This window comes from Candidatus Zixiibacteriota bacterium (assembly GCA_021159005.1).
Lineage (GTDB): Bacteria > Zixibacteria > MSB-5A5 > UBA10806 > 4484-95 > JAGGSN01.
Window position 1 is genome coordinate 1 of record JAGGSN010000240.1, and the last position, 15,399, is coordinate 15,399.

The 15,399-nt window shown below is 39.9% G+C and carries 10 protein-coding genes; 8 read left to right on the plus strand and 2 right to left on the minus strand.

The window, feature by feature from the left end; all coding sequences use genetic code 11:
- Positions 1–329 precede the first annotated feature (329 nt).
- Positions 330–515, minus strand: a complete 186-nt coding sequence (locus J7K40_15520) for a 50S ribosomal protein L28 (GenBank protein MCD6163805.1) — start codon at positions 513–515, stop codon at positions 330–332.
- 557 nt (positions 516–1,072) lie between these two features.
- Here J7K40_15520 and recG point away from each other — a divergent pair.
- From recG to J7K40_15555, 7 genes are all read left to right on the plus strand, one after another.
- Entirely contained in the window at positions 1,073–3,196 is a 2,124-nt protein-coding gene (recG, locus tag J7K40_15525; protein ID MCD6163806.1) for an ATP-dependent DNA helicase RecG, read from the plus strand.
- A 12-nt stretch (positions 3,197–3,208) separates the two neighbouring features.
- Entirely contained in the window at positions 3,209–3,394 is a 186-nt protein-coding gene (locus J7K40_15530) for a hypothetical protein (protein MCD6163807.1), read from the plus strand.
- Positions 3,395–3,403: 9 nt separating this feature from the next.
- Entirely contained in the window at positions 3,404–3,745 is a 342-nt protein-coding gene (locus J7K40_15535) for a DUF1844 domain-containing protein (protein ID MCD6163808.1), read from the plus strand.
- A gap of 172 nt (positions 3,746–3,917) precedes the next feature.
- Positions 3,918–4,868 carry a UDP-N-acetylmuramate dehydrogenase gene (gene murB, locus J7K40_15540; GenBank protein MCD6163809.1) on the plus strand — a complete coding sequence of 317 codons (951 nt, stop codon included), beginning with the start codon at positions 3,918–3,920 and terminating at the stop codon, positions 4,866–4,868.
- Between the two features lie 75 nt (positions 4,869–4,943).
- On the plus strand, positions 4,944–11,036 hold the full coding sequence (gene sprA, locus J7K40_15545) for a cell surface protein SprA (protein ID MCD6163810.1): 6,093 nt from the start codon (positions 4,944–4,946) through the stop codon (positions 11,034–11,036).
- Positions 11,037–11,155: 119 nt separating this feature from the next.
- On the plus strand, positions 11,156–12,034 hold the full coding sequence (locus J7K40_15550) for a M28 family peptidase (GenBank protein ID MCD6163811.1): 879 nt from the start codon (positions 11,156–11,158) through the stop codon (positions 12,032–12,034).
- A 58-nt stretch (positions 12,035–12,092) separates the two neighbouring features.
- A complete protein-coding gene (locus J7K40_15555) occupies positions 12,093–13,238 on the plus strand; it encodes a hypothetical protein (protein ID MCD6163812.1) in 1,146 nt (381 codons plus the stop codon).
- A gap of 171 nt (positions 13,239–13,409) precedes the next feature.
- On the opposite strand, the gene J7K40_15560 is transcribed toward J7K40_15555, so the two are convergent.
- Positions 13,410–14,087, minus strand: coding sequence for a tetratricopeptide repeat protein (locus J7K40_15560; GenBank protein MCD6163813.1), 678 nt, complete (start codon positions 14,085–14,087; stop codon positions 13,410–13,412).
- Between the two features lie 667 nt (positions 14,088–14,754).
- On the opposite strand from J7K40_15560, the gene J7K40_15565 reads away from it, so the two are divergent.
- A complete protein-coding gene (locus tag J7K40_15565; protein MCD6163814.1) occupies positions 14,755–15,021 on the plus strand; it encodes an RNA-binding protein in 267 nt (88 codons plus the stop codon).
- Positions 15,022–15,399: the final 378 nt, after the last annotated feature.

Sequence of the window (15,399 nt, forward strand, 5' to 3'; positions counted from 1 at the left end):
CTTTGTTTTATATGAAAATATCAACCTGATTTTCTGTTTCTAATGCAAAAACTGGGTTTATAAGCTACTAATAATATCCTTCGTTAGCAGTAGGGCAGGAGTCGGAAATTGCTTGTATAACAGAATTCATTTTAAATATCGAATAACTATGTTATAGCAGTAAAGTAAATATTGGGTACTTTTGCCTAACCAATGCTATATTTCATCCCTCAAAATGTCCGCCCAAGGCGGATATCCTGATGTGAACAAAAAATCCCCAACGTTAATGTTGAGGATTTCATTAAAATCAGTTTTATAAAAAGCTATCGGCTGGCAAACCTATTCTAATTCTATTTAATAACTTTGCCGGCTTTAAGGCATTTCGTGCAGACCTTAATCCTTTTGGGACGGCCATTTACTTTTGCCCGAACTTTTTGCAGATTTGGTTTCCAGCGCCTTATTGATAAGTTGTGAGCATGACTCACATTATGGCCAATGCCGGGTCTCTTACCGCATATTTCACAAACTTGTGCCATTATTCCTCCTGTATGCCATTTCGGCAATCGGGGTTGAATATATATATTATTTTTTAATGCGCAAGTAATATTTTAAGTATAGTTAACAAGTTGCGATTTTATAATATTTCGCTGCCATCTGGTCTTTGTTATCGTGAAAACAGCAGGTCAAGTTCACTTGGGACTTGACCCACCAGTTAAATAGGTCAAGCTTCAAGTAGGCTTGACTTGAAAGACGGTATCTACTGAGCTATGAATCGATACCATTCTCTGGCTGCCAAGCGGTGCTTGGCAGCCAGAGGAAACACACCCCTAAATCCCCTCTCGAGAGTGGACTTTTTTCGCGAAGGCAGGAACCCCATTTTCGCGAAGGCAGGAACCCCTTCCTGCCTTCCTTTATAAGAGTGCCGATGTCGTCGGGAAATCCGCCGCGGCGGACTGGCGACGCATGAAAGGTGTCGGGGTTTTCCTAGCCTTCGGCAAGTTAGAGTCGATCTATAAAGTTCTGAAAAATATGAGAAAGCTTACTTATTCAGGTTTAGCTTGACAGCCATTTTGTTAGCCGTTATCATTATGATATGTATCAGGATAACTTCATATCAGATTCTCAAAAAAAAGCTCTCGATTTTTTATTCTCGGATGTTAAATACCTTAAGGGAATCGGCCCCGCCAAAGCTAAGGTATTGAAAGACATGAAAATAAACTCAACGCTTGACCTTTTCTTTTATATACCCAGAAAATATCTCGATTATAGAGACATCAAACCTATCAGCAAACTTAAAATCGGTGAAACTGCCTCGGTGATTGGCCAAGTTGTATCATCCGGTTTTACACATGGCCGGCGGCGGCGTTTTATTGTTTATATTCAGGATAAAACGGCAAATCTCGAATTAGTCTGGTTTTCCGGCTATAAGTATCTCGAAAGTATGATTACTGCCGGTGATGTTTTATCTGTTACCGGCAAGGTTGGTTTTTATAATGGCTTCCAAATATCGCATCCCGAGTTTGATATTGTCTCCGGCGATGATGATAAGCTTATTCATACGCAAAGGATAATTCCGGTTTATCCGGAAACAGCTTCCTTGAAACAGGTGAAGCTTCATTCACGGGGTTTAAGGAAAGTAATTAAAAACGCCCTTGAGCAGCTTAAAAAAGTCCGCTGTGAAACCCTTCCTGAAAACTTGCGCATGAAATACGGGCTTTTAAATCTTGCCGGGGCAATTTCTCAGACACACTTCCCTGATTCTGTCAAAGCCGCCGAGCAAGGTATAAGACGTCTGGCTTTCGAGGAATTGTTTTATATTGAGCTTCTGCTGGCCGCCCGTCACAATAAAAGAACTGCCCGTGAACCGGGCATATCTTTCCCGCCGCCGAAAAAGCTTGGCAGAAAGCTGCTGGATGCTCTTGATTTTGAATTAACGAGAGCGCAGAAAAAGGTCTTGAAAGAAATATACAACGATATGGAAAAACCGCATCCGATGAACCGCTTGCTTCAGGGCGATGTCGGCTCGGGCAAAACTATTGTTGCCATACTGACAATGCTGGGAGCCGTTGAGGCAGGTTATCAAGCCGCTTTGATGGCGCCTACTGAAATCTTAGCTGAACAGCATGGCCATACATTATCCGGCATGCTTGATGATTTTGGCATTGAAGCTATAGTTATTACCGGCTCGATGCCCGAGGAAAGAAAACAAACCGCATTAAAGAAAATTACCAATGGTAAGGCTGATGTAATCATAGGAACACACGCTTTGATTCAGGGAAAAGTAAAGTTCAAAAATCTGGGTTTGATTGTTATTGATGAACAGCATAAGTTTGGCGTTGCTCAACGCGGTATGCTTCAAAAAAAGGGGTTGGCTCCAGATACGCTGGTGATGACAGCTACACCGATTCCCCGCACACTGGCTATGACTGTTTACGGCGATCTTGATGTTTCGGTAATTAATCAAATGCCTGCCGGACGCAAGCCTATCAAGACTGCTTTTGTGCCGTATGAAAAAAGAGAGGGGATGTATAAATTTATTCGCAATAAAATAAAATCAGGACAGCAGGCTTATATATTATATCCTCTGGTCGAGGAATCAGAAAAATTAGACCTTAAGGCGGCCCGCGAAAGTTATGAAATGTTAAGCCGCGATATATTCCCCGATTTGAAACTTGCCCTGCTTCACGGGCGTATGAAAGGTAAGGCTAAAAATAAAATAATGATGGATTTTAAGGATGGCGCTATTGATATTATAATTGCCACTACCGTTATCGAGGTTGGTCTTGATGTTGCTAATGCCAACATCATGGTTATTGAGCATGCCGAAAGGTTCGGTTTATCCCAGCTTCACCAGCTCCGCGGGCGAATAGGCAGAGGTCATCGGCAGTCATATTGTTTTTTATTGAGCGATACAAATCTCTCAAAAGAGGCAGAAGAAAGAATTAAAATATTGTGTTCGACAAACGATGGCTTCAAAATCGCCGAGGCTGATATGAGTATACGCGGGCCGGGTGAAATAATGGGTACCCGTCAGCACGGACTGCCAGAGCTTAAAGTTGCCAGTTTATTTGATACGGAAATGTTATTGCTTGCCAGAAAGAGCGCTTTTGAATTATTATCTAATGACGAGATGTTGATGAAGCCAAAAAATCGTCTATTACGCGAGGCGCTTATCAGGAAATTTGAAAAAAAGATTAAATATTCAAAAATCGCCTGATATGGAGGAGGTATGAAAAAAAATATCATCAGGGCTGAAAAATTAACCGCTGAATTAGGAGATATCTTTAATTCTTTAGTGAAAGAATCTAAAGAATTTGATTTGACGCGCTTATTAAAACAACTCGAAGCGGATATGATGGATATCAGACATAAGCTATCTCTGGCATCAAAAATAATAGATAAAAACAGCAAATGAGGTAAAAAAATGGTCAATAATACCGAACAGGAAAATGTTTCGCCGCAATTCGCTCAGCTTGTTTTAAGCTTTCATGGTGCCGCCTGGCAGCAGATGGGTAAAATTGCCAACCAAATGACCGGCAAGGTAGAACGAAATCTTGAAATGGCTAAATACTCAATAGATATTCTGGGGATGATTGAGGAAAAAACAAAAGGCAACCTCACCGACCAGGAAGCGAAAATACTTCAGCAAGTACTTACAGAATTGAGAATGAACTATGTGGAGGAAATAAAAACACCTGATTCCGACGAAAAGAAACAGGATGAAGATACAGCTAATAAGGACAGCGAAAAAAACGATAATAAATAGTATCCCGAATAATTGTATCGAATGTGGAAAACGCAGCGCGTAGTGGCGAATTGCATGCGCCCTCCGTTTAACCCGTAGGTGCGTCCGCCTAAAGAGGATACGCCCGCCTGACCTAATAACATAATCGATTTCTAAGGGTATGTTTTATGAACATTATTGAGAATATACAAGTATACAAATTAAAAGGCTTGATTTTCGGAGGTATTGCATTATTTTAAATATAAAGGCGGGCGAGTTTGCTCTTTTACAAGATAAACTAAGCGATGAAGTTTTAAAGCTTGAAAGGCTTGCTTCATATACTACTTTTGGGATTGGCGGACCGGCAAAGTATTTCTTTAAATCCAACAGCCCAAGCAAGTTGGTGGCGGCATATAATGCCGCAGCTGCCGGTGGTATCAATTGCTTTATACTTGGCGGCGGTTCTAATGTTCTTTTCCCCGATGAGGGTTACGATGGCTTGGTGATTAAAGATGAGTGTTGCGACTATATCGTGGAGAAGGATGTAATATCAGCTCAATCAGGCGTAGTTCTCGATAAACTGGTTGATATCGCAGTTGAGCATTCACTTACCGGTTTTGAATTTGCCGCAGGAATTCCGGGCAATGTAGGCGGCGCAATTTATGGCAATGCCGGTGCTTTTGGCGATTGTATAGCTGATATAATGAAATCAGCAATCGTTTATAGCAATGAGGATGGCGTTAAAGTTGTCGACAGCGATTATTTTGAATTCGCTTATAGACACAGCCGGCTTAAAAATAAACAGGAGTTGATTCTGTCAGCCAGCTTTAAACTTAGTTCTGGGCAAAAGCTTGATATTGCCGATAAGATAAATAAACATCGCCGCTTACGGCTATTAAAGCATCCCATTGAGGAAGGATGCGCCGGCTCGGTTTTTAAAAATATAAAACAGCCAAAGCTGTTGCCTGCCGGAAAACTGCTTGAGAAGGCTGGAGCAAAAGGAATGAAAATCGGCGGAGCGGAGGTTTACGAGAAGCACTGCAACATTATCATTAACAGAGGCGGAGCAAAAGCCGCCGATGTATGCAAACTTGCGGCGCTAATGCGGGAAAAAGTTTATAATAAATTTAACATTAAACTCGAATATGAGTTACTGATTTTATAACCATTAAATAAAGGAGATGCCTTAGGGAAAAATAGCTATTGATTAGATGAATATTACTGGAGTTAATTGCCCAGAATGAATGTTAAGTCGACCCGCCTGATGGCGGTAGTGATTCAAATTATCTTTATATTATCCGGATGGAATACTACGTTTTCCGCTGTTAACGATTTGGAGAGCAGCTTTAATTATACATCACGGATAGTTGCTCCCCTGAAATTGCCTGAAATTCCGGAAGGTTTTTCTATCTCCAAATCGGAAGTTCACCTTTTTAAATTTAACAATACTAAGCGCAGATGGTCTATAGAAATCCCCGCCGATAATAATTATGTTTCGATAACCTTATATGCCGGGACATTCAAACTTTATTACCCTTTAGCAGTGAGTTTCGAAAATTACACCGCCTATTCATATAATAAGAAGTTTATAGACACCTGGATTTATGAGATGGCTCATTTTGCCGGCACTAAAGGGCAAGGCAAAAAAAGCGAGGGGTTTGTCATACCCATCCCGGTAAAACTGCCCGAACCGGTGAAGAAAATTATCGGCGAGGGAGGACCTCGCATAACAGTTACCGGTTCGCGGCGCATCGAATTTTCGGGACGGTCTGAATGGGAAGATGATGTTGTCAATACCGGAACTTTTAAACAATCAAAATTTCCCTCTCTTCACATGGAACAAACCTCAAGGTTTAAAATCAGAGGCGATATCGGCTCAAAAATTCATATCGAGGTCGACCAGGACTCAAACCGGGATGTCGATTTAACGAATACATTAAAGCTTCGCTACCAAGGCGAAGAGGATGAAATAATTCAGACAATCGAAGCTGGCAATACTAATCTATCATTACCTAATGCTCAATTCATCGGCTACTCGGAAAATGTCCAGGGTTTGTTCGGCATTAAAGCGACTGCGCAATTGGGAAATCTCGAACTTACTATGATAACCTCCCAGGAAAAAGGCTCTAATGAGAAGGCTCAGTTTGAAGCGGGCGCTCAATCATCGGAAAAAAATATCTGGGACTATGAATATTTAAAAAATGTATATTTTGACATGGGAATACCGGTAGGCGATTCCCTGATAAACGTTATGCTCTTCAAGCGAGGGCAAGGACCGGAAGGATCGGGCACAGCCTGCGTTCAACCTCGAATTGACAACAATATTTCAGATGACCAGAATAAATATTATACGATCGAGGAAATTACATCTGCAGAAGAAAATAGAGGTGAATTTGAGCGGGGCTATTTTCAAATAATCGATGAAACCGAATACGATGTTTTCTATTCTATCGGAGCCATCAGGCTTCATACACCGCTTGATAATACAGCCCCCCTGCTGGCCGCTTCATTTAGATATATTGACAGCCTTGGAGTAATTCATCATGTCGGAAAAACTGTCGGCGATTCGTTAGTTTTAAAACTAATCAGGGAACCTGAATCCACAGGACCTGCTTTTACAACCTGGGATCTTGAATGGAAAAGAGTTTACAGTCTTGGCAGCAGAGATCTTACCTCTGAGGGTTTTGAGCTTCAGATTTATAAGGGCGATGGCCAAATAGAAATTGACGAGTTTGAACAGAACGGCGAAAGGTATATTCATTTATTTGGCTTTGATGAGTATAACAATTCAACCGGCAATCCGCCCCCGGATGGCTTATTCGATTTTAACCAGTTTAATATTGACGCCTACTGGGGACACTTGATATTTAATAATCCGCTTGGATCTACTTATAACAGAGGCTGGCTGCCTTTTGCCGACAATACCGTATTAGATGATACAGTCGGTTTAATCTATACAGAATCTACTAATAAGAGCCAGTATAAAGAATACTATATTCATGTTAAATCTTCAAAACTCGACAACACTTTTTCTTTGGGAAGAACTAATATCATTGAAAATTCAGAGGTGGTCAAACTTAGCGATGGAACAAAACTCAAAAAAGGCGAAGATTATAATATTATTTATGAAATAGGGCAGATTACATTTATTTCCGAACGGGCGCAGAATTTAGCCTCCCAAATATCAGTCGATTTTGAATACTCGCCGTTTTTTATGCCCGAAAGCAAATCGCTGTTTGGGATGGCGGCTAAATATAATATCAACGATAAATCATCAGTATCCTTAGCCGCTATGTATCGCAAAGAGTCCATCCGGGATTATCGCCCCAGGGTTGGACGAGAACCAACGCAGGCTTTAATATGGGATTCGAATTTCATTTTCCATTTCGATCCGAATTTTATTACTTCTGCTATTGACGCCTTGCCTTTGATCGAAACTGAGGCGCCGTCCATGATTGAATTTTCCGGAGAAGTAGCCCAGAGTTTCCCAAACCCAAATACAAAGAACGAAGCCTATATCGATGATTTTGAGGGGGCTAAAGAATATACCGATTTAATCATGCGGCGCGGTTTATGGACTAAAGCATCGCCTCCTATTAAATGGGAAAGCAAAGTATGGGGCGATAGCTCCCGTCAGCAATATGAAGTATGGAGCGATAGCACTCGGCGCTTGATGTACTGGTATAATCCTTATGATCCATATCGTATCAATGATATCTGGCCCGACCGCGAGGATTTCCAGGAACATGAAAACAAACATGATGTTTTAGTCTTGGATTATTTTCCCAATTTTTTAGCGAATGACCGCTACTCTGAAGGTGCACCCGATTCCAGTATTGGCTGGGCAGGAATTATGAGACCGATGTACGCCGGTTTATCAAATCAGTCCAACACGAAATTTATTGAAATCTGGTATAAGCCTGATGATAACGTTAGCGACAATGGCAATGCCACGCTTTGCATTGATGCCGGCAAAGTTACTGAGGATATTAATGACAATGGGATTTATGATACCGAGGATAAATTACGTAATGATGTTCGCAACGGAGTATTTGAACCGGATGAAGATACCGGACTTGATAATTTGCCTGATTCGTTAGAGCAAAACGAAGCGCATCCCGATAGTTTAGACCCTGCTGGCGATAACTGGAATTATGATCCGCAGGAAGATAAAAATGATTATTCGCGCATAAACGGCACCGAGAACAACCGCAATGATCCGGATAGATTAAACCGCTTTGATACGGAAGATATTAATGGTAATGATTACCTTGATGAAACCAATTCTTATTATCAGTATAAAATAAACCTTAGCAATCCGGAGTATATTGCTGAAACAACCAGTACTGGCTGGAAACTTTTAAGAATACCCTTTCAGGATTCATCAGCTTTTGAGGTTTTTGGCAGTCCCACTTTTGATAATATAGGTTTCATAAGAGTATGGGTAACCGGGCTTAATAGTCATTATACACTAAGTCTTGCCTCTGTCCAACTTGTTGGCAATAAGTGGCTGGAATTGGGTGAGTCGGGCAGCATTAAGGGTGAACCCAAATTTGAGGTAACCGTAAAAAACTCCCAAGAACATGCCAATTCATATGAATCGCCGCCGGGAGTTACCGGAGAATATAGGCAAGATACCGGTATCCAGGAAAAGGAACAATCGCTGGTGCTCAAGTTTGAGGATTTGCGCCCGGGTCAAAGTGTTGGCGCTTACTGGTCGTTATTAACCACAGAAGACTACACATTATATAATAAAATGAAAATGTTTGTTCATGGCGATTCTAATATTGCCGATACTATTCCGCTTTACTTCTATTTCCGAGTCGGCTCCGATTCATCAAAAAATTTCTATGAATATAAGGTTAGACTGCGCCCCGGCTGGGATGAAGATAATTACGTTGAATTTGATTTTGCGGAATTAACTGCATTTAAAAACTATGTGCATGAAAAAAGCGACACAATCGCCAATACCGACACTACCTGGCAGGAAAAACACTATCGAGTCAGGGGCAATCCCTCGTTATCGCGCGTGAAAATGTTCGTAGTGGGAGTTGAATACAGTAAATACTATTATATTGAATCAGACTCCGGCGGCATAGACAGCGTTGAGGTATTTACAGGTCCAGTTTCAGGAGAGGCTTGGTGCGATGAATTATTATTAACCGATGTTCGTCGGGAATCAGATTTTGCCGGCAGAGCATCAGCCAAGATAAGCTTCGCAGACTTAGCGGATATTACGGCGAATTACAGCTACACCGGCGCCGATTTTACCCGTCTCTCGCAGAAAAAACCAGCCGGTTCGCAAAACACCAGTAAGTCTGTTAGGGGAACAGTTAATGTTAATAAGTTTTTCCCGCCTTCATGGGGCTTATCCCTGCCGGCAACGGTTAGCTGGCAAAAAACTCAGGACTTGCCTCGTTTTAAATCGGGTTCCGATATTATACTGCCTGAAGAATTGCGGGATGGAGAAAAAAACGAAAATACAACCTGGTCATTTACTACCTCCCAGCGATTCAACAGGAATACTAAAAACTGGCTCTGGAATCTTACCCTGAACCGAATGAATACTCGTTATGTTTACAATAAAAAATACGGATTCAATCCGACTACGCCAGTTTCAAGATCTACCAGCTATGAAGCATCGGGAGCATATGACCTGTCTCCTAAGAGCAAACCATTTTTTAAGCCATTTTTCTGGACGAAATATCTATTCCTTCCCAAAAACCTCCAGGAAACCAAGCTGTATTTTTTACCCACAGTGCTAAAATTTGATTCGAATGTTAAAAGCGTTGAATCATACTCAACACATAGAAACTCAACTACACCTACTTCATCGTATGTCCGTGATTTGACTATTAAGCAAACATACGGTATGAAACTTTTCAGCGCCTTTCAAACCGATTTCGCAATCTCTTCAAAAAGGGACATATCTGATCCCAATACATTGAAATTTTCATTTAATCCGGATGATTTAAAACTCGGAATAGAAAGAAACTATAGCCAGAATTTCTCATCATCATTCTCGCCGGTAATCACCAATCAATTGAAGCCGCGCCTGCAATATACTGCCAATTATACGGAGAATTCCGACGTAGTGCAGAATGCCGATTCTACAAGGTTCGCCTCTGTAAATTCAAATATCCGCGGCGACCTTTCTCTTGATTTGATACAATTCCTCGGCATTAGAAAACTGCTTGGCTCCAGTGCTGGCGGCAGCGGTAAAAACAGAAATAAATTTGAAAACAACGACAAAAACCAGTCGGATAAAAATGAAGAGCATATAGATTCAAACAAAATAGATGATAATGGCGATGTTGATAAAAGCGAGAGCGAGGAAGAGGAAGTCGGCGAGGAGGAGGAAGACAAGGAAGGTTTTAAGATGCCGAATCCTTTAACTGCGCTTAAAAAATCACTATATATATTCAATGCAATAAAACCCTTTCAGGGCAGTTTCGCTTTTGATAAAAAATTGAGCCGCTCCGGATTGCTCGACAGACCAAAATGGAAATTTACTATGGGATTAGACGATAATCCCGGAGTTGACAGTCAGGGATCAAACGACAACTTATCAGATCAAACTATTACTACTGAAGATTACCAGCTTAAATCAGGCGTTAAACCGTTTAGAATACTCGATATCTCAGCATCATACAAGTATCGTGTTTCGGTCAATAGAGCTTCAAATACGCCAACACAAACTAAATCCGTAGATTTTCCCGGCATAAATGCTAACATAAGCAGCATAGAAAAACTGCCTTTATTAAAATTATTAGTAAAATCAGCATCCATTCAATCCGGATATAATAAAAAAATTGATGAAACAGGCAATGCCGATACCGGAGAACTCACAGAAAGATCATCAAGCCAATCGTATCTACCTATAATTGGCTTAAATCTGAACTTAAGCAAAGGCATAAAGGCAACCGTCAGATATGATCAAAACAATAGTAAAAGAGAAAACCTTCGATTAGAAGGCGGCAGTCAAAGGATTGATTATAGCCAGGATAATACTTTCAAGGCGTCATTAAACTATTCTCTCTCCGCCCCCAAAGGATTAAAAATCCCATTATTGGGAAAAGTAAAATTTGACAGCCAACTGTCTTTTTCTGTAGATTTTATGAAAAGATATAATAAATCATGGTTTTTTCTCGAGGATGCCAAGAATGTTGAGCAAAATTCTGTTGAGACCTCAATAGAACCAAGGGTTTCGTACAGATTCTCGGCGAAAATAACCGGCGGCTTGAATGCGCGCTGGGTCGACTCCGATGATAAAATACAGCAGAGGAAAAGACATGTAAGGGAAATGGGGATATGGACCGAGTTAAGGTTCTGACGATACAATCTCAATAATATTCTGAGTTTTTTAATAGAAACCAATAAAATAAGCGAGGCATGAATTTAATAATGAAATGTTTAAAGGTATCTGCAATAAGATTTTTTTGTTTTCTTATAATGATGGTATTCATATCAGGATGCGACAATATCAATATCCCTGAATTTGACCAGCACAAAGCATATAGTTATTTGCAGGAACAGTGTGGATTCGGCTCCAGAGTTCCAAACAGCGAGGCTCATAATCGGTGTAAGGATTATCTTTATTTAAAGTTGACCGCTTCTGCAGATGTCTGCCGTAAACAAGATTTTATTTATTATGACCAAATGCGCACTGACACGCTTTATCTGACTAATATTATCGCTTCTTTTAAGCCTGAGGATAAGCACCGCATACTTCTTTGCGCTCATTGGGATAGCCGCCCTTGGGCTGATGAGGAAGCCGACTCAAGTTTGCACAGCCAACCGGTAATGGGTGCCAATGACGGCGCTTCGGGTGTGGCTGTTCTTATGGTAATCGCTGAAGTATTTAAAAATAATCCACCGCCGTTTGGAGTTGATATAGTATTTTTCGATGGCGAGGATTATGGCCAGAGTGGTAAAGCCGACGAGTGGTTATTGGGAAGCAAATACTTTGCTAAAAATATTGGCGGATATCTGCCTCATTATGTAATCCTGATTGATATGATAGGCGATTCCGAATTGAATATTTATAAGGAAAACTATTCCCAAACACATGCAAACTGGTTAGTTTCTCGAATCTGGAAAGCCGCCGAATTAGAAAATGCCGAACATTTTTTGCCGGATATTGGCAAATCAATTTATGATGATCATATTCCTTTTCTCGAAATTGGCATACCGGCAGTTGATATTATTGATATTGATTATAAATGGTGGCATACTATACATGATACGCCCGATAAATGCTCGCCTGAAAGCTTGGGCGAAGTCGGCCGTGTAGTATTGAGGATGATATATGACAAAGAACTGCATCAATAAAATATCTGCAACCGCTAACTTGATTTGACGTATATCATGTAGAGCAAAGGTGGTTGGCATGAAGATAACTAAAATAATACTGACAACAATATTGATTTTTATCTATGTTCCTCTTTTTGCTAATGATTCAACTATGAATACAGGCTCAATGATATTAGAACAAGAGGACATGGATGCCCTGATAATTAAAACACCACAAAATCTGCGCTGCGATATTAAGATTAAAACTCATTATGAAAAAAAAATACTAGTTGATTATCAAATTTGGGCAAAAGCTAAATCTTCAGCTCAGGAAAAAAGATTTATCGACCTTATCGAAGTCAAGCTTGATAATAAAACCGGTCAGGCAAATGAACCTCGTTTGCGGGTTCTGGCTCCTACGAAAGCACCCTGGGAGGGAACCGACAACAGCGCCGGCATCAAATTGAATATCACTATCCCGGAAGATTTCAAAGTTTATTCTCATAACTCATATAGTTCGGTTGCGATGTTTGGACCATTTTCAGATGTAGAAGTATTCAATGAATACGGCCAAATTAAAATCGATAATGCCGCGGGGGATTTAGTTGTGAAAGCTTCATATTCTCCGGTCGAACTTTCCAATATTGAAGGGTCTGTTTCGATTGAAACCAGATATGCGAACATTGCCGGGAAAAACATTAATATTTCCGATAGTCCCGGATTATTCACGACATCGCACGGATCTATTACTCTTAATAATATAAAAGGTCCTATAGAGGTTAACACCAGCCAGAATTTTATCAAGGTTAGCGATATTGATGCAGGCGATGGAAGTATAGTATTAAGCACGAGCTATGGCTTGATTAAGGCTGTTAATGTGTCCGGCGAGCTTGTTTGCGAAACTAATTATGATTCTGTTGAACTCGAAAATATTCATTTAACGCACGGTATGAATAAAATAGAAACAAAATATGCTCCGATTATTATCTCTTTGGATACCATCGATGAATCACAGCTTTTGATTAATAATGCTTATAGCTCGATAGATGTTATGCTTGCATCGGATATTTCCGCTAAACTGATGCTGACCGTTGATGAGGGCGGCAAAATTCATACTCAAGGTTTTCCAATTAAACCATTAGCAGTTGATAAAAACCGGCTGGTAGGTATAATTGGCAATGGTCTTTCTAAAATGGAAATAAATATTGATGGCATCGGCGAGATTAATATTAGGGGACGTTGACCTGTAATAATCACTGCTTCATCTGATAAAACAGCGTTTTCTGTATATAAGGTATTACTTCGGATTTTTATTGATTAAGGCAGACGCCGCCGGCAATAAATTGGTTCTGTTTATGAAATATTTTGGTTATTGGATGATGATCTGGTAATGCAGGAATTAATTAATACAAAATTATCGATGAACTATTTTCATCTGCTTGATTAAATAATGCAATTTTTGTTTAAAATCAGCAGCATTCAGATTTTCAAGATTTTTGCATACTTTCAGGGCGGCTTCTATCTCACCCATTTTCAGAAAAATCAGTCCCATGGCATAATGTACTGCGGAATTTTCAGGCTCAATGCGTAAGGATGTTTCATATGATTTCACCGCATCTTTGAGGCGATCAACATTTTCATAGGCAAACCCTAATTCGAAATGAGCAAGAGCATGATTCGGCTTCAGGTAAATAGCTTCCTTGAGAGGCTTAATTGCATCATTAAACTTGCCAAGCACATTGTATGTTGACCCCAAGCTGTAATGAGCGTAGACATACTTAGGATCAAGCTCTATTGCTTTTAGGAATTGCTCTATTGCCTTCTTTGGCTTGTTTAGCGCAGTGGATAACAGAACTCCCAAGCTGTAATAAGCATGAGCATGATCAGGATCAAGCCTAATAGATTCGTTTAATGAATCCAAGGCTTCGTTATACATTTCAATATCTATGTAAGTCATTCCAAGTTTATAATGAGTATCGGCATCATCAGGATTATGCTCTATTGATTCCTTAAATGCATCCACAGCCTCTAAAGGAAGGCCGAGTTCATTGTATTTTATACCCTGTTCATATAAATCGTCAGCTTTACTCATAATCTATATTCCTTCCCTATTGCTTGAATTTCATCATAATTATAATCTCACAATGAATACAAATGTTAACACATTTATTAGTGTATTATATCCGCTCAATTTTTCAGACATAGTATTGTCATTACCGAGCAATTTCGACATCTATAAAAACCATATCATATATTAAAAATCGGGCATATAGGCTTATTACTTTAATTGATTTTTATTTCAGTTTTTCAGAAAGTAATATATATTTCTGCAGATAATAGTATTTAGTTGAACCAATTATATTTACGGCTCTAAATCCGACTTCCGCTCCCGACAAATCTCAGGGTTTTCCCTAAGGTTTTCGTTGCAATCGGTATATTTTAGTTAATATCAACAAGTTATCTTTAAAATAAGGTGGGGATTCCTTGATAAATTTATCTTGACAAAATATTTAAAGACTGTTATTATTAGAAGTGTTAAAGAGTGTTTATATTTAAAGAAGCGAAATAGTACGCTTCAGAAATTGGCGGCAATATTAATAGGAGGTATGTAAACCTAATAAACATTCTTAACGGTTTTTTTTTATTACTCTCATGCGAAAATGTTTTCCGTTTTTTAGTAGGTATGAATTGCTGTTTTGCTTCTACCTTCATAGGAAGCATTATTCTAAAGAGATCACGTTAAATTAAATGAGGTAGGAATGCCTAGCAGCAATCTTTATGTTGGAAATCTGAGTTATTCTGTATCCAACGAGCAATTGGAAGAGTTATTTGCCAATTATGGCGAAATCAAGCGCGTTAACATCATCGACGGCAAAGGCTTTGGCTTTGTCGAAATGTCTACTGCCGATGAAGCAGAAAAAGCGAAAGAGGCTCTAAACGGTCAGGATTTTGAAGGCCGCACTTTAAGAGTTGATGAAGCTCGTCCGCGCGAAAATAAACCCAGAAGAGACAATTATCGTCGGTAGCAGAATATTTTTCATACTATAGATGATTATGGGCTGTCGGTTGACAGCCCTTTTTTTATGTTGTCCGCCTAAGCGAAGTTCCGTATTTATGCCTAATAGTTGCGTAATGGCGTTTGATTTTCCTGCGTCGTCAGTCCGCCGCGGCGGATTCCTGACAACATGCTACCCTAAACAGAAGGCAAGAAAGGATTCCTAACCTTCGCGATAAAAATCATAACGTGTAAGGGCGTCCGCATTAGGCGGATCAGGTTGTTGATAAAATAGTATCTTATATTTTAGCACTACTGTCCGGCCTTTTTTATAGAGTTCTTAAAATAATACCCAACAATCGAAACTTGCTTATTTCATAACCCATAGAGCAGCGGGATGTTGGGCGAC